Genomic DNA, 26,154 nt, shown 5'->3' with positions numbered 1-26,154 from the left:
CAACTGTGTTTGTCCATTTTTAGAACGAGGGGCGGCTGTCCACTTGTACCGAATCGGCTGTTTGGTGATCGGATAGGACGGGTAAGCTCCAGTAGGGAGGCATATTGCCCTCCAAAATCCGTAAAGGCAAGGAGCTGATCAACATGGCAGACAAAAAGCATTATGATGATGTGTTCTGGAAGACACGGGACACCCTGCTGGATGACGAGGATGCCCAGCCTGTGGATGAGGAGCTGGAAGCCGAACTGCCGCGCGATGCGGAGCTTGCGGTCATTCATCCGGAGAGATTGGACGAGCCGATCATTCATACGATTGTCGATGAAGAGGATTCGGATACCCACCCACAGGCAGACCCGGAAGACGAGGCTTCTGATGCGAATCAGGCTACAGATCGGGTGCCAGGGGATGATCCTGAATGAACCGTCATGATGCAATAGAGTGGTATCGTTGTGTCTGATAGGTATCCATGAATAAGCTATGATGAATAGATATTGGATTTTAGCTTATAGCAACTATTCCGACAAGCAATACGAGCAAAGGCTCAGTAAGGCTACGGGCAGATTTTTAATTTTGGACTTTGGATTTTACATCTACAATCAATTTTTATGCTTACAATCAATTGAAGTAAAACAATAGATGAAAATTTCGCCTGTAGCTCAGCATAGACAGAAAAATATCCGCTATATCACCCCCATGTGATGTAGCGGATATTTTTAATGCTTGATTTACTTCCGTCCATAATCGGCTTTGATCTCGCCCCAGCTTCGTGTTTCCCATTTCAGTAGCTTATTCGTGTACTTATGGGTACGTAGCCATTCCTCTGCACGGTCGACCAGCTCCCAGATTTCGGCGGTGGATTCGTCACGTACGAGGGTAGAGGCTGCTTTTTTCTGCTTCACCCATTTGAGTGCATTTTCGGAGTCGCTGTAGACAGTCTTGTTGCTACCCTGCTTATTCAGATAGGCAAGCGCGTGCACGATAGCTAAAAATTCACCCATATTATTCGTGCCTTTTGCGATCGGGCCTTTGCTGAAAATAACCTGTCCGGTGCGGGTATCTACCCCTTTATACTCAACCGGGCCCGGGTTACCACGTGTGCCCACATCAACAGAAATGCTATCATAATCGATCTGATCCATCGGAATGTTGGTCGCGGCTGCCTGACGCTTACCATAGCTTCCAGTTTTGCTGCCTGTAGCTGTCGATTTGCCTTTAGCTGCGCCGGCAGATTGACCCCAGTGCTTTTTCCAGCCATCACGGTAGGCTTGCTCTGCCTCGGCGCGTGACTCGTATGATTTGTATTTCGCATCCTTGTAGCCGCTCGTTTGCTTCTGGCATTCCGGCCATGAGCTGTATACGCCTGGCTGGTGCCCTTCCCAGACGACATAATATTTTGATTTTGCCATAACGATTGTATTCCTCCATTACCTGTGCATCGCTTGTATATAACGACTTCTATTAAACAGCTTCATTACTGCTCATACACATACGTCTATTCTATTATGACTGCTTTGTTTGTACCTTGGCAACCGAATCGGCTGGGGTCGCCAGCTCAGGCGAGACATCCCATTTGCGCCGAGCGACAAATACAGCACAGAACAGCAGCAGCAATCCATTGACGATAAACACATATCGGATATCGAGTATCGAGCCCAGCAGACCGCCAATGAGCGGCCCTGCCATCGTAGCAATCTGAGATGCAGACTGGTTCAAGCCAAACGCGCGTCCACGGAAATCAGATGGCGTTACCTTGACGATCAAAGCATTAATCGACGGCATCACGGCAGCGAAGAACAGTCCGTATCCAAAGCGCAGCATGCCAAAGCCCCATATATTAGCGAGCAGGAACTGCAATACATTGCCGATCCCACTACCGATCAAGCCAATCAGAAGCACCTTACCAAAGCCAATACGTGAACCAATCTTCCCCCAGCGCGGCGCCATAATCAGCGTAGCCACCCCCACCGCTGAAAACACAATGCCCGCACTCAGTGAAGCACTGCTCGTCGATACGCCCAGCCCTTTGACATAGATCGTAATGAGCGGCTCCAGAATCATAACCGAGAAGTTAGCCACCCCTGTTAAGACGAGTAGCGAGACAAAAATCGGATTCGCAGCTGCCTGACGAATATCGCTGAGTACGTTAGAACGCTTCGCCGAGCGATTAAAATTATGCTCCTTCACCCAGATCGTCGCGATTAGCGCCGCGATGAGCACGATTAGCGCCGAAAACAGGAACGCATTACGGTTACCTATGTAGTAGCTGACCACTCCACCAATCAGCGGCCCAATAATCGTACCTGTTGCGCCCGAGGTCGCCATAATACCAAGTGCATAGCCTGTCTTGTCCTCCGGTGTATTTGTACCGACAAGTGCAATCGATGCAGGCACAAACCCTGCCAGCAAGCCCTGAAACAAACGCACCAGCAAAAATACATACGGATCGGTTACAAAGTAGCTAATTAAATATAGTACCGCCAGACTAAAGCCGGAACGAATCAGCATCGGCTTCCGTCCATACTTATCCGACAGTGAGCCCCAGAATGGAGCAATCAAGGCACTCGCCAGGAAGGTAATCCCAAAGGCGACACCTGACCATACTTCCAGATGGCGAGTCACTCCCAGCTCGGTTTCCAAAAAGATCGGCAAAAACGGAATCGAGATCGAATACGCCATACTACAAAAGAAGACACCGACCCAGATCACCACAAGATTACGCTTCCAAGAAAACTCCATGCACGCCCACACATCCTTTCGTTATCGTCCATTCTACTCCTGTTGGGCAAAATCTCCAAATTGAGACAAATGAAAGCTGTGAATGAACAGTGGATAGATACGATAGGCATAAATGATCTATTTTGCAGATAAGCATAATAAGGAAAAAGGAGCTCCATCCTCGTAAACGATGTCATGATGCTCATTTGCGGGTAAAGACGAGTAGGCGCTGTCATAGGGACGCTCAACATGAAGACCCGGACATAGCTGGATCACCAGTTCAACATACAAATTCACGACAACTGAGGAGATGATCGGCATGAGTACGAATTTTAATCATAATAAAGACGCAGCTGCACAGGAATATAACCGTTACCGCACCATGGATGCCGTGACTGGACATGACGAACAGGAGCTACGCAGCATTCCAGATAATGAGCTGGATACGGTACAGCCTACAGTGCGGGATGAGGATGGCGTACGCTCGGTGGTGAGTGAGCCAGAATCGGTTAACCGTCTGGAGGATGAAGCCGATGCAGGCGTGATGGATCAGGCGATCGCGACCGATCGTGGGATGCATGGACATGTAGCTTCTGACGAGATTGCGCCAGCAGGCACGATTGGTATGGAGGACGACATGAATACAGTTGATGTCGGTCAAGAAGAATACGCGCTGGATGATGAGGATGCGCCACTGCCAGACATACCGGATGCCGATGAATTTAACGGCGGCGAGACGCCGGAAGACCCATCCGTGCCTTCGTCATATGATCAGGATGCTCATGGGACAGATCTGCGCAATGGCTCGGTTGGTGATGATGAGATCGTGGATGATGTGGATCGTCGTCGCGTGTGAGTGATTGATTGCCTATAAAGTGGTTGCGCATAAAGTGATTGCGTGGGAATGGATTCCATATTAACTATATCGTACAGCATAATTGTAGTTTACAGAGGTATGGTTGTAGATTGCAGTGGGATAGTTACGCTGTGATTTCGGCTGTGACGAATGAAGATAGACGCATGCAGATAGATGAATATAGATATAGAGTAGGCTGTAACAAACGAATTCGAATATGCGCAGGGTACAGACCATTTTATATAGCAAAGGAGGGATCATGATGAGTGAGGATCGTTCTAAACCGGAAGAGCAGGAAGAAAAGAATCTCGTGACCGAGCGCGATAATGATGAGTCGTTTGGCTTGTTCCGTGAGGATTCATTCCCTGGCGCAGGAGATGATGAGGTGCAGAAGCGTATTATTCATAATGAGCTGCCTCGGGATAATACGTTGCCGGAGGATGAGGATAAGGAGTAGGTTATAGTAATAATGAATTTAAAATAACTGCTTCTAACATTTAAATTCACCTTTTTATTTATTCATCTACGTAAATCATTGCATGTTTCGATTACAGGCTAAAGGCTCACACCGTTGCTGTTGTTAGAACGATGTGAGCCTTTAATTTCATTCAACTTATTCAGTTTACATATCTACAAACTCCGTAAAGCAATGACTTGTAAATAAGTTACAGAGGCTAACTCCGAAGACTGTTCATAAAAATCGATCCATCACATAACTATGGTTATTACATATAAAGCTATCTTTTATGAGGTAAAACCATTAGCTTTTTATAAAATCTTTGTATGCCTCGGTTAAGGGGCAAGTTCCTTTTTAACTTCCATGTCTAACCTCTCCCAAGCATCATTTTAGCGCTTATGCTATTTATTCACTATTCTAGTTCAATAGTTTATGATGAACGCAAGGTAGCCCAAGTAAAGTTATCCTCTCATTTGACAGATATTTGATTTGATATTGATCAAGTTTTGTATTTACAATTACTGTATCATTTTCTTTTCTAAATAATTGATCTGTACCATTCTCCACCAACACCAGATCAGGATTGAATACTTTAATCATATTACCAAATACATGAAATAATATGTCCAACCCCTTCTCAAATGATTGGCCAAACAACTGAATTCCAATTTCCGCATTAATATGCATATTATATTCTGCTCTTATAAAATCCAGACTAATAATATCTTCCGTCTCAATATCAAGTACGAAGTATTTACAGCTAATACGAGAGAATTCTTCATATGCAGTCACTTCATTTTCAACTGCTTGGCATACTATATTGTAAACTGTTGTTCTCAATGTTTCTTGATCTAAAGGAGTGCTCAAAAATAAGGCATAGTCCATCTTGTATCTTCCCTTCCAATAAGCTTAAAAATATTCAATCCTGCTGATCTCGCAACCATTGTCTAGCTTCATCATGGAACAGAATATGCGGTTGCTCTACTGTTCCAATATTAATACTTTCAAAAAAAGCTTCTTCGATTCCCTTAATGCTTTTGAGCTTCGTTCCGTTTAACAACGTTTCTGCAAAGCTTGCTGCACAGATATCTACATTTCCCAAGGTAGCATTTTGAAAGTTGGTAAGATACAATGAAGCACCAATAAAATCACAAGCGTCTATGATAGCGTTCTCGAACGTTGCTGCCCAACAATCGCTTTTATTGAACCTGCTATTGTTAATAACAGCTTTTGAAAAATCGGTATATCTAAGGTCTGATCTATAAAAATCGCATGCTTGTACAGACGTGTTTGTAAAAGAAGATGAACACAATAAAGTATTACGGACATCTACATTTTCCAGATATAAACCACTACAATCACATGAAATTAAATATGCCTCTACAAGAGATGTATCGGATACATTCAGCATTTTTAAGTCCATATCTTCTAATACCAAACGCTCACCCTCATTGCCAAAAGTATCCATCCATTTTTTATGTAAATCGAGCTTAGCTCGTATATTCTCTTCACTCATATGGTGGCTCCTCAAGAATATAGTGGTCTGCAACTGGTTAATTTATTAGGATCATGATTGATTTAAATATAAAAGCAGGTTATACATACAATTGCTTAAAAAAATCTTCCAGCACTTTTTGCGTAGCAACACCAGCTTGGGGCAGTATGTCTTGTATTCGCTGAAGAATAGATGGATGATTGAGTATCATCGCTTTACTTTCAGGAGTAGTAAAACTTCGGAGTGTATCAATGCAACTTTCAAACAATTCGCGATCATCCGTATGAATTAATAATAATAAAGTTTCAAGTTCATGGGCATTGCACGAATGATCCAAGCAATACGCAAGTTTTACCCTCCACTCTAACGTTTTAGTCCCAATATTACTTTGTAGTTCTTCCCAATCCGTTGCATTAAATTGAGCTAGCTTTTCAACTGCTATTATACAACCTACGTCATACCAGTAATCGACCATATACTGGCATTCAGTTATAAATTCATCTAGCTCTTTATACAATATTTGCACTCCTCTTGTAAGCCAATTTAAACTTACTGTATTTAAAAATATATTTGCTCTATGCCGGATAACAGTTTGAAGTAGATTTACCACCAAGAATATCTAATGAATATTATGGATTCAATAATGAGCAATTTCGGTTGGGCATACAGTTGACTTAATCATCGTTTTTTAGTTGTTACATGTACATTAGAGGAAGAATCATGAACGTAAATCAAGTACAGTATTGCTTTATTGCGATACAACAGCACAATCATCCTTTTGGATTTTTATAGCACCACTTCGGATCATACGGAAGTAATTTTAAATGCTGCATATCTTCCCAGCTATATACCCAATCATAATCGGTAATCCAAAAATAATCGTTAGGATTTAATTTAAGATATTCATAGATGAACGAAAATATTAAACTTTGTACACCATAGATATTTTCTATATGTCCTACTTGATATAACTGCAATGTAGAATCTAATTCCAAATCTTCATGATAATAAAACTCAATACTGGAATCATGAATTCCGGGGATAGAAAAAACCATGGACTGCGCCTGATCTTTTGAAAAAGAACCGTTATTAATATTCAAAGTCGTATACAAAAATTCTCCTTCTGCAAAAAAATCTTTATTGTTATCGTAATAAAGACTGGCATCTGCATGAAATACCGAGACAATTGTGTCTGCTAATAATTTTTCAGGTGAATACGTATTCTGGTGTGTCAAAATAACAGCAGATGTTCCCATGTTCTTTCTCTCCTATTAAGTTTATCTAAAGAGTTAAGAGTAGTAGTAACTCCTTTTTATCTAATCCCCTTTAACTTGTTAAAATCAATCTGCATTATCTGTCTTTGCTTAGGTCGCTACAGATACGATGGACATATTCAAAAGTTATCAACACCTAAATCAATACTTTGGATTTTTATAGCACCATTGTGGATCATAAGGAAGTGATTTTAAATGTTGCATATCTTCCCAGCTATACACCCAATCATAATCCGGTATCCAAAAGTAATCTTCTGGATTTAATTTGAGATATTCATAAATAAATTCAAAGATAATTTCTTGTACATCGTATATTTCTTCAATATAACCAACTTGGCATAAATCTCTACTTGGATCTAAGCCTACCTCTTCATGATCATAAAAAGTTAAATAAGGATAGTTTGTTGCATGTACATAATAAATAAACGACTTCCCGTTTTCGACTACTAACTTATCACTGATATTTAATGTGGTACACAAAAATTCGCCCTCTTCAGAATAATCTTTATCATTATTTAATGTAAGCATCAGATCAGTATGAAATGTGGCAATGATAGTGTCGGATAACAATCTTTCTGTTGTGAATTTCTTTCGATCCATAATAATATAGGCAGAAGTTCCCATTTGCTTAATGCCTCCTGGCGTTCTTTTCACGCATTAATAGTGGTCACTTTTTATTCTTAAAATAGATTTGTGTGTCATCAAAATGGTGAAATCTTTATACGGGGATTACTTAAGCTAAATATGTGGTCATCCTATCCTGTTGATAAGTTGCAACAAAGCAAATAACGATTACTATCTCTGCGATTGTTCACTTTGTTACGATGCTTTCTGAAAACTGTAAGAAAATGAGATAATCAAAAATAGGTCAATAATGGTTATGTCTGACCATAATCGACCTATTTAATGCAAAGGTATAGCGTTATTTAGGGTATAAAATTAGAGAATTGTTATACATACAACTGAAATGATGAAATCTTTATACAGATACTCCGTGGGTTATCTGCGCTATTGGTTGAATGATGAATTCATTCGAAACTAGGTAGCCCCACCAATAATGTAGTCAACTTTGTATCTTTTTTAAAAATTCCTCATAAACTTTTTTTGTCGCATCTCCTGAATGAGGGATTAACTTATAAACCCTTTGTTGAATTGAAGGATTTTTTAATATCAATTTTTTACCTTCAGTACTTGTAAAACTTCTTAATGCATCAACACATAATTCGAATAACTCTTCATCATCTGTGTCTAACAAGGTTAACAGTACATTCAACTCATTCATGTTAGATTCATTATGCAAGCAGTATGCTAATTTTCTTTGCCACTCTATTGGCTTATTTAACGCGCAGTTTGATAATTTTCCCCAATCCAAAGGAGTGAATTGCAACAACATGTCCTGTGCAATTGAAAAACCTTCATCATACCAATAATCATCTGTAAAATAACCTGACAAATAGTCATTAAATTCTGTAAACATTAAAGTTCTCCTTTGGGTCAGATTTCAATCAAGGTGCTGAAAAACCACTTAAAAGTTGCGTAGCTCCCCCACCTGTTGGATACCCCGATACAACATTGTCCCCTATTTTAATTACTTCAATTTGAACACCGTTAACAGTTCCTCTATGAAGAGTCGCTCCATCCGAAGCACGAACTCCAATCGATGCTCCGTCACCAATGTCTTTTATACCACTAATAATTTGCGAATCACTCCAAGTCTCTGGAAATAGAGTACTCGTTTTAATGTTGGATAAGTTGCCATCAGGGAATTGGGTAGTAAACTTAACTTTTCTTGTTTTATCTGCATTAATTGTTAATTCTTGAACTGCATAACCAGGATTTGAATTGTTAATATTTGGAGAATGACCACCGATTAATTCATTTCTAGTAGGAATCTTTCTTTGTCCGTCTAATATTTTCTTCTCCATCTCTTGACTAATTACTGAAGAACGAGCATTACCCGCTCCCTCAGCCCCAACCTTCCCAGCCGAGCCCTTGCCTTCACCCTGAATTAAATGAACCAAATCCTTCGCACTTTGTAAAGTGTTTTTCGTCCCCTGCACGACCACACCCGATCCATGCACAATTCCAGCCACACCTGCAACGCCTACAGACACACCGATCGGAGCCGTAATTAGACCTGCGTCCAGTACTAGGCCGCCACCTTCAGCCGTAGCTCCACCTGCGAATTCTGTTCCACCCAGTGCAGTTGCTACAAGGTGACCAAGCAGCTCGCCTGTTTTACGAGCGACAGGATGCTCCGTTGGTGTGGGGCCTTTCTGGGCAAGACCCCATGTCATATCGCTGATCATCGCCTCTTTGGCGCCATCGTAGCCTTCCTTCGCGGTATCGACGCTCTGGCTTACGGTCTTCGCTACGCTCTGGTAGGCGCTGTGTACTTGTTGCCCGGTTACTTTGGCCTGTTGCTTGGCGTGCTGGATCGTTTGACCGAGCTGATGCTGAACCTGCTGTTCCTTTTGCTTGATCACTGACACATCGTGCTTCATCGTCTGACTCAGGCGGTGAATATCGTCGACAAACTCGGTTTTCGCCTGATGCAGGAAGGCTTTGGTGCCTTGCTCTGCCTGTTTGGCAGCATGAGTGGTCGCTTTAACGGCATGCTCGGTACCCTGTACGACAGCTTGTGCATCATGCTCGACCTCCTGCTTGATCTCACGACCTGCCTTCATCGCAGCATGGTACGTCTCACTGACTTTATGCTGTGCGTGATGCACGAGTGGCGTGACGGCTTGTTTGACGGCGGTTTCTGCCTTTTGCTCTGCTCGAACTGCGGCATGAGTGACCTGACTTACCCGATGCTCGGCATTATGTACAGTTTGCTTGATGCTGCTTTCCACTTTGTGCTCGGCATGCTCGACAGCGTGATACACTTCCTTGCTTTTTTGCTCGACGGCGTGAGTGACATGACGCACGGCCTGTTCGGTATGTTCGACCGCGTTCTTCACTGCCGGATGACTCTCGACAGCATGCTCGATCGCACGGCTGACTGTATGCTCTGCTTGCTTGGCTTTTTCCGTAAAGTGACTAACCGCTTGCTGAACGTGCTGTTCGACCTTATGCTCGGCCTGAGCGACCTTTTTCTCTGTTTGCTGAAAGGCTTGCTTTGCCGCATGACTAATATTGATGGTATCGTGTGCGACTTGTTTGACGACTTTTTCGGTTTTTTGCTCCACGTGCTGAACCGCATGTACCGTTGCTGCTACCGCATGCTTGGCAGTGTTTGCGAGCTGCTTCTCTTTATTCCCAGCCCAGTGTGCAACTTGTCCCCAGAATGACATGGCCTCACTCCTCCTATGAATGTGCAAGATTTCTACTATTCTCTATTTAGCGCAGCTATTCCCTAAGCTACTTTGTTTATTTTATATACATGCTGACATATGGATAGAGGCATTTATGGTCAATTTTACATATATTATCAGTTTGTCCTAAAAATAATTCCTAAGTCCATAAGCGGCTCTGTGTTTATATCCTACGAATAGCACATTTTTGCAGAAATGTGCATAATCATTGCGTCAACAAGTGAGTAGATGACGCGCACAGTATACAGGTAGGCTTTGGACATATGGAAAAACCCTCTATCTTGTGTCTGTAGCACTGAGCATTCAAGCATCAGCTAGACGTGATAGAGGGTTGGTATCCTATCTATATAAGATGTATCCAGGTTAAGTGCAATATTTATGCAGCTTACCCAATAAAATACAAGAATTCAATAGCAAACCATACAGCACAATGGAATACAGTGCAGAATTTTCAGAGGTGCCCTGAATGTTTGCTCTTTAATTTGTTGTGATCGTTTGAATCGTTTATTGGAATGATTTATTGGTGCTCTGCTCATCTGTTTATTGCAGATAACGTATACTGTGCAGACACTCAACACACGTCTGGCAACTCGGTATCGTTCACCAGCCACTCCAATACGATTCCGTGTGTCAGATACCCGCTTTCGTATAATCGATCGCCAGCTCTCATTTCAATTACACCTTTTCCAGCACAATAATACACGTACTATCCGGAAGCGGTACTGGCATCTCCCATTCATCCGTAATCCGTACCCGATGCTCCAGCGCTTCCGTATAGCCCTGCTGTAAAAATGCCTCCAGATGTACAACGCGTACCTGCTCACCCAGTGTATTCTCGATGAATTCACGATACCCCGTTGGCGTCAAATAACCAAACTGCTCCTGCACCTCATGCACATAGGCTTCCTCGCCCCATGTATAGGTGTACAGGAATTCCATCGCATCATTGACAGGCATCTGCACGGTTTGCTCGTCCCGCACCTCATAACGGATCGCTCGTCCCTGGAAATCGCGTGCATAACGTTCCAGCGCAGCCATGCCATCTGGCTCCAGAAATGTAATTCGGCGCTGTTGTACGGTTGGCTCAGTCATGATGCCGTCGCGAATGATGATCCGTCCACCGCTCGGCAATACATCGCAAGCGCTGAGTAAGGCAGCCGCAACGGTATCCAGATTGAATTTACGACCATTGAGCGGAATGTACGAATACAGCTCGTGCAGAATCGATGAGAATAGAATCGTGTCCACGCTGCCCTGCTCAATCGTCTCCTTTAATGCCAGTGCATCGCCCTTCATTACTTCCCAGCGATGCCCTTCCAGACGACGACGGCGCTCCAGTGCTTCGATGACATTTTCGGAAATATCGATCCCGATCGCGCGTCGATCTGGCATTTCCTGCTCCAGCAGATCGAGCATTACGCCACCGCCTGGCCCGATATCCAGTACGGTATTTCCGGTCACATAACGCAGCAATAATCGTTTGTAATCGACCGACTGGTTCATCGTAGCGAGATAGCTCTCCTCGTTATGAAACCGATCGTACGCATCCCGGCGCAAGCCGAACAGGTCGTACAGCATCAGCACTGCTTTCTCATACAGCGGTGACTTCTCTGCCTCTACGCAAAATTCGATCAGCTTCTCAGCCGCCGCTGAGAACTGGAAGTTGAAGAAGACCGTATCGGCAATATGCGGCTCGGTCACCAGCTCGCATTGCAGATGTGGACTGTCTGCGGGTGGCTCTCCTGCATGTAACGCCTCCCAGCTCCAATCCGATAGATATTTCTCGATCATCCGCTTCTTATACAGATTGATCTTCTTCACGCCTTTATAGTCATAATACAGGCTATTCATCAGCCGCTCGAAACTAATATGCTTTACCTCGGCTGGCACCAGACGTGCGATAAGCGCGAATACCTTGCCGAATTCCTCCAGTGAGAAATCCTGGAGCGCCGCTTCCACATACCAGAACGTATGCTGCTCCAGTCGCTGGAATACCTGCTCGATTCGCGCTTCCTCAGACAGCTCCGCCAGACGCTCCAGCGTATTCTCCCCGCGTGCTTCACTACCTGTCCGTAATCGTAAAATACGACTCTGCACATCCAGTCCCTGCGGCTGCTCGCCATACGCGATAGCATGCACAAGCACGGATAGCTCATCTCGCACCTGCTGCCATAGCTGCGGCGAAACGGCTTCGATAATACAGCGATTCAGCACGAGCAGCGTGCTTTTTAACTCCTCCGGCGACAGGGTGCCTTGCGCGACCACATCTGCCAGCGGCAGATTATCTGCAAATGGCACCTCTCCACGCAAAAATTGACCCAGCAAGCCATGCGTACGAATGAGTAGCGCGACCAGACGCTCACGTTCTCCATCTACACTTACCGCACGCTCGTATAGCGCCGCAGAGCCTTCATTATGCACAAACAGATTAATGCCATCCTCCTGCCAGCGGATACGCTGACGTGCCGTACCACCCTTGGCTGTCTCTGCCCAGCAGAGCGTTTCCTCCACAATATCCCGTAGCCAGTACGATACACGCAGCTGATCCAGAATACGTAGGGTACGCTCCACATAATCCAGCACCGGATTCGCTTCGTTCAGCTCACGCAGGGTGCTTACACGCTCCAGATTAACGACTCGCTCCTCTGCGGATACGAGATAGCTAAGCCAGCGCTCGGTTACCGTACCATCCACCTCATGTTGACGATATTGTTCTATTGCAGCCAGCGTATCCAGCATGATGATTGCCCCTCTTTCGTTCGTTCATTTATACCCAGCTTGTCTAGCGTTCATCTCCAATTCAGTCCATTTATACGATAGGCTATGAGCGATCTGGAAATTCTACAAATTCCTTCCCGACCGAATAGCGTTTGCCGCGATTCACGATATCGTCCAGCCAGCGACTCAACTTCACGCCACTCTCCTGGGCGGAATAGAATACTTTGTATGGAGATAGGGTGTGTGGTGTACCGCGTCTTTTCTTGCGTCCACCTACTCCATAATCGGTAATGAAAAAGTGATAGTTATCCAGCTCCTGTCGCAATCGACGTGCCGAATCGAGCATACCGAGTGACCAGTCATTCGTAATTTCCAGATCATCGCTGACGAGCCCCTTAGTACGTTCATTTAATACCGCCTCATACGAAGGCAGTACCTTGTCATATACGGTATTCGATTGTAGCAATATGGTATTCGCTGGCAAACGCTTTGCATTCGCACGGAAGGCAGCACCGATCAGATCATGCTCAATCTCATAGCCAAACGTACGCTGGAAGTCGGCTTTCCATACCTCATCGATAATATGCGGCCAGCGATGTGAAGATAGATAGGAACCATCTGCATAATGGTACACCTGCGCATTTGGATAATGCTCGGCAATATGTGGCGCCCAGAATGCCGAGCCGAAGCCGCCTGCACTTGCACCAGCGATGAATAGCTTGTCTGGCTCTGGTAAGTGCTGGAACATCCACTCCAATCCGCGCAGTGTATTATCACGTCCACTATAATGCGCGGTGAAGGTCAGCTTCCCACGATCTTTATATTTCACCTTGTTATTCCCGATATGAAAGTCCCCGGTCGCATAAGGGATGTAGACGATATTCCAATCTCGAAATGGATTATCCCGGCGTTGATTGTCCAGCATACCGCCCAGCAGATCAGGCTTATAAAAGGGAATATTGGCAAAATAGTAACCTAGCTCTCGATTTTGCAGCAGGGTGCGCAGTCCGAACGGCTTGGTCGCCGTATGACGATTCCAGCTAATGCCGCCACCGGAAAAATAGACGACCAGATTATTGCTGCGTCCTCTACGGGTAAGCAAATAATAATCTGAGCCATCACCGGATACCGCCTTACCACTGAGGCTGATTCGATTCCATTTATATAACGGCGATTGGTCGAAGTGCTCGATCAACGAGGGACGCTTGATAATAAATACGATCACGGCGATGACGATCAACGCCAGCATAACCCATTCAATGCTGGATACGATCATGGTTGGTTCCTCTTTTCTGGGATGCAATTTGAGAGAGTAGAGTGAAGATCGGTAGATGAATAGAGCTTCAATTCATTGCAGCAACTCAGGTCACCGGACGGATGATCGATACTCGGGTTCGGCGCGGTGTACGATTCGCCTTGCGTCCCTTGAGTAGCCATAGCTCTGGTGTGTCACGCACATCACGTACCTCCAACTGAAATGGCGTGTCCGGTAACGCTCGCGCAAATCTCAAAAACAGCCGATTCCCGTCCACTGTCGATCCTGTTACCTTTACTACCTGTGGACGGCTCATGCCAGAGGACAGATGTAGCAGCACCTCACCGATCGAATCCGGGTCAATTCGCTTGTTATAGGTGATCATCACCTCAGCATCGTCCAGTCGCAGACCGGATGAAGGAAGCGGTGGCTCGGCATACATATAACCGCCAATATGATATTCATATGCCATCCAGGTGCGATACCCAAGCGCATACGCATGATGTTCAAAATCATCCAGCCAGCGGCGACCCTTGATCATACTCGCCCGTGAGCCGATATCTGCCTGAATGCCGAGTGGCAGATCGGGATAACGCTCACGAATCGAAGCGGCAAGTGGCTCGTATTCGCGAATATAGTCGGCAGGCAATCCACGCTTCATCCAGTCCGGCCAATGCGTCTGTAGCACATGAAGATCCGGTTTCACCAGCTCAATCATAGATACTGCATCCAGCCCCTGCCATTCGCGTAGCTTGCGCGCGGCATCGTCATCGCGCACCGCGAGCGACCAGGTAGCCACCTGAATATCCGGTCGAACCTCACGCGCTCCCTTGGCACCATTGATCAGCTCATGAATAAGTCCGTTCACTGCATCCACACGCAGATCAATCCAGGCTTCGTATAGCTCAGGTACCCGTGTGTAATAACGCGAAGATGACGTATCACGGAATTCTGGCATCTCTTCCCCATATCGTGCACGGAATGCCTGTGCTGCCAGCGGCCCTACGTCTCCATATACTCCTCGCTCCAATCCATTCCACTCTGGAAAATAAGGCTCTGCCACCTCCACACCATCAAACGGCACATTGGACAGCACATAGGACAGCACTTCTTTTTTCCATTCTATATATTCAGTTGAAAAATGGGAAAATCGCTCAAATCCATCATTAATCGGTCGCAGTAGCTCCATACGCCACTGCTTCCATAGCGGCGGCGCATGCTCCGCGCTAAATGTACCGTTCCCCAGCACAAGTGCCCAGACCGCAATCTCTCTGCGCTGCAATGCCTCCACCAGGCGCAGATCAACCTTCTGCTCATTCACGACAAAATAATGCACCGTACGATAACCTGCCAGCACCAGTTCATCCGCGATACTATCGGGTGAACGGTCAGCATAATACGGGAATAACGGATCGATCTGAATACTAGCTCCACGTAGCGCCCACGGGCGTCCTGCACTTCCATTCGGCTTCATCGCGAATATCCTCCACGCTTATAAGATGAACGTGTGCGTACTCCAGCAGGCTTGCGCTCTCGCAAAAATAATCGCGCCGCTCTGCTTGCACACCAGATCGAAAAGACAGCAAACCATGCGCCCCATACCACAGGCGGCAAAAAGAATTGACGAGCAAGTCCGGCTGCATCTCCAGCAGCTGAAGGCGAGGTAACAGACATAAGTAGAATCGTAAGTGCCGATATGACCGATTCCTCTAATGTCAAAAACATAATGAGCATAAAGTAGCCGTTACGTAGCCATTCCGGCCCGATCAGCATTAGAATGCTCACCACGATAAAGCCGATCAGCCAGATCACTCCAAATCCATGATGCACATACAGAATGAGCATCATCAAGGCAATCGACGCTGTAACGATAATGCCTACGCGCTGTTGACGCTTGTGATACAGATAAAACATCCATACGACAAAGATCGATGAACCCATATAACCAGCAAGTCCAATCGGCAGACCGCTCCATGCCGACGTAATCATCGAATAGGTCACTCCACTATGATCTGCATTTAATTCAATTCGACTGACTCGCCCGGAGGTGAGCAGCGTAACCATCGCATGGCTGAACTCATGGATCATCGTATCCAGATTGCGAAATAACGACGAGAAAGGGATCAATCTCGTCAATACTGCCGAAGCTAGCAGCAGTAGAATCAATTTCAGCCAGTTGTTCAAAGCTTCACATCCTTACCCGTTTTAGTTGCCACTGCCACGTTCTATCGCAAAATCGCGCAGCAGCAAGTCTTTTCACCATTTTACCGTGCGTACGAAGCGAACACAATTTGAACGACTACTTATTTTTGAGGCAGGTGAAGCAATTGCTCAGCGAGTATGCGCGTAGTTGCTTAACCAGAGATACGTACTCTTTTCATATCGGAATCTATTCTTGATCGGTAAATGGATGGTAAGTAGATAATCAACAGACCGACCATTATGCATTTATCTATATTTTGAATAGACAAAAATATATTTGTTTATTTAATTATAGACAAAATAACAATACATCTATAAAATAAGTATAAAATCAATCAATTATCTATCAAGGAGCTGATATCGCATGGATCGCAGGAAAGAGCTGCAACAGCAATATAAAGAAACCCCAATCGAAGCTGGCGTGTATGTCGTACGTAATCTGGCTGAACACAAGGCATGGGTAGACAGCCTGCCTAATTTGCGTTCATTAAATGGTAGAACCTTTTCACTCAATATGGGCTCGTTCGTTCATCGTGAGCTACAGGCGGATTGGTCGCGTCTCGGTAAGGAGCAATTCACTATCGATGTACTGGAGATTGTGAAGCCACCGGAGAATCCATTTGATAGCCATAAGGATCTGCTGTATGACAGACAACAGGAATGGACAGAGCGCTTGCGCGCCGAAGGCTGGAATCTGTATCAACCGCTGGAGAAAAATACAGCGTTATAAGCGATACGGTGCGATACAGCTACAATTCAGCGCATCGCTCTGCATTGTGTATCTAACATGCGGCATTGGTGCATCTGTTATGCAGGCATCCCTATACAATTAAATGAGTAAAAGTAAACGAGGCAGCCTGTGCTATTGCATATGGCTCATCTTCTCCCCTATCACCCTGTACTGGATCGCTATCCGGTTCAGGGTGATTTACTTGGGTATGGTATACTGGTAAGCAGATTGCGGCAGCGGCTGGGAAAGGATTGCCCTGGCTTATGCCTTTTCCAGATCGGACATCCGTATACCAGATGATGAAAGAAAGAAGTGGAGCCTTTTGTTTCTCAATATTTTGTTCGGTGTCGTATTGCCGATTATTGTACTGATCGTGGCAGGCTCGGTACTGGAGCGTATTTTCCGACTCGATCTGTACACCCTGTCCAAAATCAACTTTTACTGCATTACACCAGCAACGGTATTTATGAGTATGTACCATTCCAATATGAATCCAGAGCTGCTTGGTAATGTGATTCTGTTTTATGCGCTGTATGTACTGCTGTTATATATCGCTGGTTCGATTACCTCGCGGATAATGGGCTATCGCAATGGTAAAAAAGCCGCTTTTAACAATAGCATCATGCTCGATAACTCCGGTAACTATGGCTTGCCCGTGAATCAGCTTGTATTTAACGGAGAGCCGCTCGCGGCGTCGATGCAGGCGCTGATTATGTCGCTGCAAAGTCTGCTGACCTTTACCTATGGAGTCATCTCGATTCAGGGTTCTCGGCTACAGGGGAATTATCGTAGTGTGATTGTCGGCTTTTTGAAAATGCCTGTTCCTTACGCACTCGTGCTTGGGCTATTGCTGCATGTGATGGCTGTACCGCTACCTGCGATGCTGTCCCAGCCGCTAACCTATGCGCAACAATCGATGGTGGCGATTGCACTGATCACGCTGGGTGCTCAAATCGTCAAATATCCGCTACGGCTGTATCGCAAGGATATTTACCTGAGTATGGCACTACGTTTATTTGGCGGGCCGCTGATCGGGCTGCTGCTTATTTATGCCTTGGGCTTGAGCGGTATTCCTGCTCAGGCACTGCTGATTGCCTCCGCGATGCCTACAGGGGTGAACACGTCGATTCTGGCAGAGGAGTACCGCAATGAGCCAGACTTTGCTGCTCAGACGGTATTGCTATCTACGATGGTTAATGTGTTTACTATTACGATTGTGATCACCCTTTCGCATTATGTAGCGTAACGAAAGCTTGCAAAACTTGTTTTCAAGGGAGTATACATTTTATACTGATACTGTTTGCCCTGATTGTACGCATTCGTCCAGACCTGTACTCGTTCGTATCGGGATGGGCGCATGATGCGGCTGCGTGTCAGCAGCCTGTACATTCAGCTACGGCGATTTATTCATTTCAAAGGAGTGAGCATATATATGCTACGCCAACCACGTCAAGCTATCGTATTTTTCCTGATGTTCAGCGCACTACTACTCGTTCTTGCAGGCTGCGGCAATGCAAGTAACAGTGCTGGACAGAGCAGTACCTCATCCAGTAGCCAGACCGAATCCGGCATGACGGGATCAGACAACAGCAGCACCAGCAGTGAGCAAGGTGAAGCTAGCAGCAACGCGCCATCTGCCAATGACAATTCAGCGAGCTTCAAGCAAGCCAATGATCCAATTGTAACGATTGAGATGGATGATGGTCAGAAGATTGAGCTAGAGCTCTATCCAAAGGCGGCACCGAATACGGTGAACAACTTTATTTCACTGGTGAAAAAGGGCTTCTATGACGGACTAACTTTCCACCGTGTCATCCCTGGCTTCATGATTCAGGGTGGCGATCCGAACGGGAATGGCTCCGGCGGCCCTGGTTATAGCATTCCCGGCGAATTTAAAAAGAACAATGTACAAAATGATCTCAAGCATACTCGTGGTGTGCTATCGATGGCACGCACTGAAGCTCCAAACAGTGCCGGCTCTCAATTTTTCATTATGGTTGCCGATGCTTCGCAGCTTGATGGACAATATGCTGCCTTTGGTAAAGTGATCAGCGGCATGGACGAGGTCGATAAGATTGTGAATCTTCCACGCGGCGACATGGATAAACCCAATACACCGCCAGTAATGAAAAAAGTAACCGTCGATACCAAAGGTGTCGATTATCCAGAACCAGAGAAAAGCAGCAGCAACTAAGCATTACATCGCTGCATGGTATGAACAGCAGCAGGCAGAGTCATTACGGATAGAAAGCCGTAGTCACTCTGCCTGCTTTTTTATTTATAACAGGATATGTACAAAACTATTTTTAACTATTTAGACACTTAGCCATTTGACCGATATATACATTACCCTGTTCATTAAACAGGACATGCGGCGCAGATTATAATCGGCTCACCGCACATTATTAAACGGAACTCATATTCAATCAGGGCAAATTCATCGAAAGGTGAAGACGCAAAGCCATGGGTCTACAGCGAAAGTGCAGGGTTTCGCCACGATAGCCGGTTGCCGAGGAATGCCTGATAGGTATGAATCGAAGGAGTCCGATTCATCATGAGCAAGAACGCTAATTATTCAAAAACCATCTGGATCACGATGCTTACACTGCTGATCCTGCTGGGAGGTTTACCTATGTCATCCGCTCATGCGCAATCGGCTCAGAAAGCCACCTGGCTGTGGAATACGCAATTGATTGCCACTTCCTCAGCTGACGTGCTGCAATTTGCCGCATCCGAAGGGATCAACCTGATCTACCTGCAAATCAACCGTGATCTGGATGCTGCGGTGTATCACCACTTTATCGCCGCTGCCTCTGCACAGGGCATTGCTGTGCAAGCATTGGACGGCGCTCCTTCCTGGGCGCTGGATTCCCAGCGTTCTCAGCTACAAGCCTCGCTCGACTGGATTAGCTCTTATCAAAATACAGCGGGTGCCGATGAGCGCTTTAGCGGTATCCATATCGATATTGAGCCTTATCTGCTGCGCGAATGGAAAACGAAGCAGACTAAAGTCATCCGCGGCTGGCAGCAAAGCGTGCTAAGCGTTGTACAAACCGCACGCCAGCTCGGTATCTCCGCTTCGGCTGATATTCCATTCTGGCTGCATACCCTGTATACAGCCGATCAGCAAACCACACTGAGCAGCTGGATGATGCAGCAATACGATTCGATTACCATTATGGCGTATCGCGACCGGGCTGATGCGATTGTAGATGTTGCCTCGGCAGAGCTTGCCGAAGGTGTAACTGCGGGCATCAGCGTGTATGTTGGTGTGGAAACGAATGCTTCCGCAGAAGGAAACGGGATTACATTTTACGAAGAAGGCGCAGCCTATATGAAACAACAGCTTCAGATTGTTAATGATACAGCTTCAGCTTATGCTTCCTTTACCGGAGTAGCTGTGCATGATTATGCGGGCTGGACAGCATTTAACAATCGCTAACAATCCTGCACGATTAAAATGACTGCTCTTTGCTTTTTGAGGGGCAGTCATTTTAATATATAACAATAGGGACATAATGATCCGTCTTACAAATGACTGCAATTGCCTGACTATTTGCCTATATCCCCTAATTTCAATCTCTACAATTTAAACAATTGCTTCTTTTAATGGGGTGAATGTGACAAAAATGTTATGCAATAGTATCGTTTGAAGACTGATTGGCAGGTCGCTTTGCTGGTATGATGGAACACGGGAACAAGAGAAATTTATTATGTAAGGAGCGTCTCATCTCATGCTACATATGAAACGGTGGCTAATTGTCACACTCATCATGGCACTTTTCATTCCGCAAGCAATGACCGCCGATGCGAAAGCAGCCGGCAACAGCAAGTCAGGAACATCTACTTCGGGTAAAACGGTATATTTGACCTTTGATGACGGCCCGACTGCACACACGATGGATCTGCTAGACATTTTGGACAAATACGATGCACACGCTACCTTCTTTATGCTCGGCCCGCACATGGAGCGTTATCCTGCGGCAACCAAGCGTATTGTCAAAGAAGGTAACGGACTCGGACTGCACGGTGTTACCCACGTTGCGAGCAAGTTCTATCACTCGCCATACAGCGCTTATAATGAGATGGTTGGTGCGAACAACAGTCTCTACAAAGTAACGGGTCAGCGTACAAGTCTTGTTCGTCCCCCTTATGGTAGCAAGCCGTATTTGAAACAGAACTTCCGTGATGTATTGCTGCCTGTTGGTGGCTTCCACCTGTGGGATTGGAACGTCGACTCCCTGGACTGGAAATATAAAAAGGATCATCAGAAGGTCTATCAGAACATTATGCGCCAGATTCACTCTGTCGAAGGACGCGGTCAAACTCCAGTTGTCCTGATGCATGATCAGCCAGGAACGTTGAAGGTACTGCCGCTTGTATTAAAAGAGCTGAAAGCCGAGGGCTACACCTTCAAAGTAATCAATAAGCAGATCAAGCCAGTGAACTTCTGGAACGACGAGCGTTAATCTATAGCCTTCATCCAAAGCTTGACTACAGTATGATAAAAGAAAAAGCCAGAGCCGGAAGCATATCCTTCAGGCTCTGGCTTTTTACGTTTGGCAGATGGATCGTATCCCTATTTAATTATTTTCATCATTACGAAAATAAGTGTTTCGATATCTAAGCAATTGAACAAGTAAAACCGATAATGAGGGTAGAGCCTGCCATAGGGCGTAAACAAATCCAAAAGGGCGAAAGGATGATTGTGTGAACCGTTATCATGCAATATCAAAAACACGCATGTTCAAAATTTCATTATGCTTGATTCTACTGCTAGCTTCTTTTTCAAGTGCAGCAGGATCGGTGTTCGCAGGGCCAGCAAGCAATAACACTTTTACAGTAGTTAATACGAATGGTGATGATAGTACAGGCTCGTTTGCATGGGCGATTGCACAGGCAGGTCAGTTCGCTGACGGTAAAGTCGTATTTGATCCTTCTCTTAAAGGCTCAACGATTACACTCACAGGCAGTCTGACACACTGGAATCCAGGAGACAATACATCCGTGGAGATCGGTTCGCAATCGACGGGCAGCTTCACCATCGAAGGTCTGACCGATGCTCAGGGCAAGCCTGCGATTACGGTCGATGGCAATGGAGTACAGGGCATCTATGCTACCGGTAGCGGAACATTCAGCATGTCCAACCTGATTATGAAAAACTTCAATGTGGTTGATACGCATGGAGGACTGGACTATATGGGTTCTGCGTTATCGATTACGGGCGAAAATTATTCCAGTGTAACGCTAAATAATATCTATTTTATCGGTAACAACAAAGCGTTTAAAAGCGGTGGCGGCATCGTATCACTGAGCGTAGTCCAAGCTCCCTACAAGGTGACTATCGATCGTGTCAAATTCACGAACAACTCAATGGCGGCTAATGATGCCACGGACAACACGTTTCAAGGTATGTTATTTTTCAACAGCTTCGTCCAGGCTACCATTACCAACTCATTGTTTGCAGATAATACAGTCAATACACATACATCTTCAACTGGAATCGGCTCTATCAGCTCCGGTGGCGGTGCATATGATGCGATCTGGTACAATAATACATTTGCCAATAACAATCTAAATAATGATCAAGGCGCTGTGCTCGCTCCAATCGCCTATCTGACAGATGCAGGGCGACCAAATGGCGTTCCATTCCAAAATGAATTCCGTAACAATATCGTTGCGAATTCTTCTATGAATTTCAGCGCACAGACGGCTCTCTCTACACTCATCTACAGAGCATCGCCCGATGTTCCTGCGGTAAAAGTAGATCCCAACTTGATTCTGACGTCTGCTGATTCCAGCACATTTAGAAACACAGATATGAAGGACTATAGATTGAATACTCAGGCTGTAGATGCGATCGACCATGGCGACAATAGTTATGTGCTAAGCAGTCGCGATCTGGACGGTAACCCTCGTACCGATGGCGGCATCGTCGACCTGGGTGCACTGGAATATACACCAAGCTCTAACGCTGCATTGGATTCTGTAGCTAATCAAGCACCTGCAAGCACAGATATAACGGGCGGCAATGGAAGCTCGACTATAAATGCAATCAAATGGAAGCTAAGTATGCCTGCGTCTGTGAACGAGCTGGGTCTGGCTGACCTGAAAGTTCAGGATCCAACGGCTACGGTCAATCTATACAAAAGCTCTGATTATGCAAGTAATGAAATCACTGGTAGTGGAACGATCAGCATTAAGGATCATCAGCCACCTACCTATCTTTATGTCAAAGTAACCGCAGAGAACGGTACAACGGTTCAATATTATGAGCTCGCCGTATACCCGCCTGCAACGGATGTAACCTTACTATCTGCGCTGGCAGATGGTTCCGATACAAGCACATCCACCAAAATTAATCTTACTTTTGACAAGGATGTCGCTGATCTAAGCGCCAATGATATTGCCTTTTTCGATGTCACAGCTTCCGCAACCGTAGGAACAGTAAGTGGCTCCGGTAAAAACTGGTCAGTCACGATCACTTCGGTGCAAATGAATCCTGATCCACCACCTGCTGATCAATATCCAACTTCCGGTCAGCTTCAATTCATTCTATCTTCGGGAGCCAATTATAACTTTATCGATGCTTCACCGATGGTAACGATCTACAAAGCCAAAGCACCACATGCTACACCACAAGCAACGATTGATTATGCTAACGAAAAACTGACCGGACTGGCGCCAGATACAACCTACGTCGTCAATGGCTCTACGGTTGTTGCGGACACGTACGGTCATATCGTGATCCCTTCCTTCTGGATGGGTCAGACGATCGATGTGATCCAGGCTGCAAGTGCAGGCTCGGTAGACAGTCAGCCACAATCCTTGATGATTCCGACTCGTCCGCTGCCACCATTGAACCTGAGCGTGACCGATGCCACCTATGCAGAGGCGCTTGATGGTAAAATATCCGGCGTGAGCAGTGATATGGAATATACGATTAGCGATGTGGTTCAGTGGAACAATATTTATAGCAACGAGCTAACTCATCTTGCAGTTAATACGTATTTCATTCGCTACAAAGCGACAGCAAGCTCATTTGCCTCCAAATCGGCAGGTAAAATCGTTGGTGTCAAAGATCCGAATGCCGAGATCGTACCTGCACCTGTCGTGATGGCAGATGATACACTGAATACGATTATCGGACTGGATACGACGATGGAAGTTTCCGTCGATGGACAGGCTTATGTGCTATACAACGGATCCAATCTGCCATCTCTGATCGGCGATCATGAAGTCAAAGTACGCTATGCAGCTACCGGGTCCAAGCCTGCTGGTCTGGTAACATTGTTGCAATTTACAGCGAACCAGCTGCCAGCCTTAACGGTAACAGCAAGTGATCCATCTGGCTCTGCCAATAATGGCAAAACGATATTGACGATCACTTCGCCAGCGCTGCCTGGCTCGGGTAATAAATGGCTCTTCAAAAACTTTGGAACAGCTACTGTGGTTCAGCCAGGAATCGGCTCATCGGTAAGCAATTATAGTGAATTGCCTACTAGCGGACTCGTGGATGCAGCCAATGGTGATTCCATCGTAGTCGTTGAAGCAGATATGAATTCCAATGTACTGCGTTATGCTGTCGTTCAAGCTGTCGTTGTTTCGGAAAGCTCTGGCGGCGGTTCCAGCGGTGGTAGCTCGTCCGGTGGCGGCGGAAGTAGTCCTTCCACAACCCCTACGGTACCGACTCCTGGCACCACCACACCAGTTACTGGTGGAAAACAACCTGTCATTGTACTTGTAAATGGCAAACAAGAAAATGCAGGCGAATCCACGACAACGATCGAAAACAATATCAAAACGACCACGATCGATGTGGATACGAACAAGCTCAAAGCAAAGCTGGATGCAGAAGGGGCTAACGCTGTCGTTACGATCCCGATCTCTTCTGATTCTGATGTAAATCGAGCACAGATCGATGGGCAAGCCTTGCAAAATATGCAGGATAAGTCCGCTACGATCGTTTTGCAAACTGACCAGGCATCGTATAAGCTTCCAGCCAAAGAAATTCAACTGAGCACACTGGCTCAGCTGAATGGATTAGGTGCTATCACTTCTACTGACAATATTAAGGTATCGCTACAGATTGCTAAGTCATCTCAAGCAGTAAGTGAGCAGATGACTCAAGCAAGTACGTCGAAAAAAGCTACACTGCTTATACCTCCATTTGACTTTAAAGTGACAGCCATCATAGCTGATAAAGAGGTAGCTGTAACATCATTCAATTCGTATATCGAACGCACTATCCAATTACCAGACGATATTGATCCAACGAAAATCACGACAGGCGTTGTTATGCGTGACGATAACTCGATTGATCATATCCCTACTAAAGTGATCAAGCAAAACAACAGATATTATGCTGTTCTGAACAGCTTGACGAACAGCAATTATTCGGTCGTCTGGCATCCAATGACATTCGCTGATGTGAGCAATCACTGGGCAAAAGATGCTGTAAATGATATGGGCTCGCGTATGGTTGTAAACGGGGTAAACGATACTACCTTTAACCCGAATGCCAACATCACACGCGCTGAATTTGCCGCTATTATCGTTCGCGGTCTGGGACTGCCAGCAGGGAAAGGCGCAGATTCCTTTAGCGATGTGAAGTCGGATGCATGGTATGCAGGTGCTGTACAGACAGCCGTTGCTTACAAGCTGATTAATGGCTTTGAGGATGGTACCTTCCGTCCGCAGGATACCATTACACGCGAACAGGCGATGATGATCGTAGCCAAAGCGATGAATCTGACGGGTCTTGCGCAGCGCACACCTGCGTCTGACACAACAGCAGCACTGGCTGGCTTTGCTGACCATAGTCAGATCGGTAACTGGGCAAAAGACAATCTGGCACTGACCGTTCGCGCCAAGCTGATCAATGGACGTAACGGTAAAATGGATCCAAAAGCAAGCATGACTCGTGCAGAGGTTGCAGCCATGGTAGAACGTCTGCTGAAACAATCCGAGCTGATCTAAACGAAACATCTGGCTACAGGCTGCATGGTATGTAGCTAGACCATCGTGACGGTGAACGAATCAGCGATCATGGATTGAACTCCATCATGCACTACAAATATCCGTATACAAAAGATACAACAGCCCCCTTTCTACAGAGAAAGGGGGCTGTTGTTA

22 protein-coding genes and 1 riboswitch are annotated in these 26,154 nt (G+C 45.7%); of the genes, 9 read left to right on the top strand and 13 right to left on the bottom strand.

The window, feature by feature from the left end; all coding sequences use genetic code 11:
* Positions 1-104: 104 nt before the first annotated feature.
* On the top strand, positions 105-419 hold the full coding sequence (locus IEX62_RS00280) for a hypothetical protein (protein WP_188773419.1): 315 nt from the start codon (positions 105-107) through the stop codon (positions 417-419).
* A 306-nt stretch (positions 420-725) separates the two neighbouring features.
* Here the strand turns inward: IEX62_RS00280 and rnhA are convergent, their stop codons facing one another.
* Both rnhA and IEX62_RS00270 read right to left on the bottom strand, forming a co-directional pair.
* On the bottom strand, positions 726-1,406 hold the full coding sequence (gene rnhA / locus IEX62_RS00275; protein ID WP_188773418.1) for a ribonuclease H: 681 nt from the start codon (positions 1,404-1,406) through the stop codon (positions 726-728).
* 94 nt (positions 1,407-1,500) lie between these two features.
* Positions 1,501-2,736: an MFS transporter gene (locus tag IEX62_RS00270; RefSeq protein WP_188773417.1), complete on the bottom strand. Its 1,236-nt coding sequence runs from the start codon at positions 2,734-2,736 to the stop codon at positions 1,501-1,503.
* A gap of 298 nt (positions 2,737-3,034) precedes the next feature.
* Here IEX62_RS00270 and IEX62_RS00265 point away from each other — a divergent pair, with 298 nt between their 5' ends.
* Both IEX62_RS00265 and IEX62_RS00260 read left to right on the top strand, forming a co-directional pair.
* Positions 3,035-3,571, top strand: coding sequence for a hypothetical protein (locus IEX62_RS00265; protein ID WP_188773416.1), 537 nt, complete (start codon positions 3,035-3,037; stop codon positions 3,569-3,571).
* Between the two features lie 259 nt (positions 3,572-3,830).
* Entirely contained in the window at positions 3,831-4,028 is a 198-nt protein-coding gene (locus tag IEX62_RS00260; protein ID WP_188773415.1) for a hypothetical protein, read from the top strand.
* Between the two features lie 417 nt (positions 4,029-4,445).
* Here IEX62_RS00260 and IEX62_RS00255 read toward each other — a convergent pair whose 3' ends face one another.
* The 11 genes from IEX62_RS00255 to IEX62_RS00205 all read right to left on the bottom strand — a co-directional run bounded on the left by IEX62_RS00255 (position 4,446) and on the right by IEX62_RS00205 (position 16,271).
* Positions 4,446-4,913 (bottom strand): hypothetical protein, encoded by a 468-nt coding sequence (locus tag IEX62_RS00255; RefSeq protein WP_188773414.1) that lies wholly within the window; start codon positions 4,911-4,913, stop codon positions 4,446-4,448.
* A gap of 34 nt (positions 4,914-4,947) precedes the next feature.
* The gene (locus tag IEX62_RS00250; RefSeq protein ID WP_188773413.1) at positions 4,948-5,544 is read right to left on the bottom strand and encodes a pentapeptide repeat-containing protein; all 597 of its coding nucleotides are present in this window, start codon (positions 5,542-5,544) and stop codon (positions 4,948-4,950) included.
* Between the two features lie 79 nt (positions 5,545-5,623).
* Positions 5,624-6,040 (bottom strand): hypothetical protein, encoded by a 417-nt coding sequence (locus tag IEX62_RS00245; protein ID WP_188773412.1) that lies wholly within the window; start codon positions 6,038-6,040, stop codon positions 5,624-5,626.
* 253 nt (positions 6,041-6,293) lie between these two features.
* Positions 6,294-6,779, bottom strand: a complete 486-nt coding sequence (locus IEX62_RS00240; RefSeq protein ID WP_188773411.1) for a hypothetical protein — start codon at positions 6,777-6,779, stop codon at positions 6,294-6,296.
* Positions 6,780-6,938: 159 nt separating this feature from the next.
* Positions 6,939-7,421 (bottom strand): hypothetical protein, encoded by a 483-nt coding sequence (locus IEX62_RS00235; protein ID WP_188773410.1) that lies wholly within the window; start codon positions 7,419-7,421, stop codon positions 6,939-6,941.
* A gap of 439 nt (positions 7,422-7,860) precedes the next feature.
* On the bottom strand, positions 7,861-8,274 hold the full coding sequence (locus tag IEX62_RS00230) for a hypothetical protein (protein ID WP_188773409.1): 414 nt from the start codon (positions 8,272-8,274) through the stop codon (positions 7,861-7,863).
* Between the two features lie 28 nt (positions 8,275-8,302).
* A complete protein-coding gene (locus tag IEX62_RS23640; protein WP_229685531.1) occupies positions 8,303-10,093 on the bottom strand; it encodes an EndoU domain-containing protein in 1,791 nt (596 codons plus the stop codon).
* Between the two features lie 696 nt (positions 10,094-10,789).
* Positions 10,790-12,853 (bottom strand): class I SAM-dependent methyltransferase, encoded by a 2,064-nt coding sequence (locus IEX62_RS00220; RefSeq protein WP_188773408.1) that lies wholly within the window; start codon positions 12,851-12,853, stop codon positions 10,790-10,792.
* 82 nt (positions 12,854-12,935) lie between these two features.
* Positions 12,936-14,108, bottom strand: a complete 1,173-nt coding sequence (locus IEX62_RS00215; RefSeq protein ID WP_188773407.1) for a pectin acetylesterase-family hydrolase — start codon at positions 14,106-14,108, stop codon at positions 12,936-12,938.
* Positions 14,109-14,193: 85 nt separating this feature from the next.
* A complete protein-coding gene (locus IEX62_RS00210; RefSeq protein WP_188773406.1) occupies positions 14,194-15,561 on the bottom strand; it encodes an N-acyl-D-glucosamine 2-epimerase in 1,368 nt (455 codons plus the stop codon).
* On the bottom strand, positions 15,558-16,271 hold the full coding sequence (locus IEX62_RS00205; protein ID WP_188773405.1) for a M50 family metallopeptidase: 714 nt from the start codon (positions 16,269-16,271) through the stop codon (positions 15,558-15,560). The genes IEX62_RS00210 and IEX62_RS00205 overlap by 4 nt, the downstream gene beginning before the upstream one ends.
* A gap of 382 nt (positions 16,272-16,653) precedes the next feature.
* Here IEX62_RS00205 and IEX62_RS00200 point away from each other — a divergent pair, with 382 nt between their 5' ends.
* The 6 genes from IEX62_RS00200 to IEX62_RS00175 all read left to right on the top strand — a co-directional run bounded on the left by IEX62_RS00200 (position 16,654) and on the right by IEX62_RS00175 (position 25,998).
* A complete protein-coding gene (locus IEX62_RS00200) occupies positions 16,654-17,019 on the top strand; it encodes a GIY-YIG nuclease family protein (protein ID WP_188773404.1) in 366 nt (121 codons plus the stop codon).
* Between the two features lie 322 nt (positions 17,020-17,341).
* Positions 17,342-18,265 carry an AEC family transporter gene (locus IEX62_RS00195; protein ID WP_188773403.1) on the top strand — a complete coding sequence of 308 codons (924 nt, stop codon included), beginning with the start codon at positions 17,342-17,344 and terminating at the stop codon, positions 18,263-18,265.
* A gap of 186 nt (positions 18,266-18,451) precedes the next feature.
* Positions 18,452-19,213, top strand: coding sequence for a peptidylprolyl isomerase (locus IEX62_RS00190; RefSeq protein ID WP_188773402.1), 762 nt, complete (start codon positions 18,452-18,454; stop codon positions 19,211-19,213).
* Positions 19,214-19,439: 226 nt separating this feature from the next.
* Positions 19,440-19,533, top strand: a riboswitch (cyclic di-GMP riboswitch).
* A gap of 40 nt (positions 19,534-19,573) precedes the next feature.
* Positions 19,574-20,461 carry a hypothetical protein gene (locus IEX62_RS00185; protein WP_229685530.1) on the top strand — a complete coding sequence of 296 codons (888 nt, stop codon included), beginning with the start codon at positions 19,574-19,576 and terminating at the stop codon, positions 20,459-20,461.
* 292 nt (positions 20,462-20,753) lie between these two features.
* Complete coding sequence (locus IEX62_RS00180) at positions 20,754-21,488, top strand: polysaccharide deacetylase family protein (protein WP_188773401.1); 735 nt, start codon at positions 20,754-20,756, stop codon at positions 21,486-21,488.
* Positions 21,489-21,729: 241 nt separating this feature from the next.
* The gene (locus IEX62_RS00175; RefSeq protein WP_188773400.1) at positions 21,730-25,998 is read left to right on the top strand and encodes an S-layer homology domain-containing protein; all 4,269 of its coding nucleotides are present in this window, start codon (positions 21,730-21,732) and stop codon (positions 25,996-25,998) included.
* The last annotated feature ends 156 nt before the right edge of the window (positions 25,999-26,154 follow it).

Origin of the sequence: Paenibacillus hunanensis (assembly GCF_014645615.1) — a bacterium.
Lineage (GTDB): Bacteria > Bacillota > Bacilli > Paenibacillales > Paenibacillaceae > Saccharibacillus > Saccharibacillus hunanensis.
This window is presented reverse-complemented; position numbering and strand designations above follow the sequence as displayed.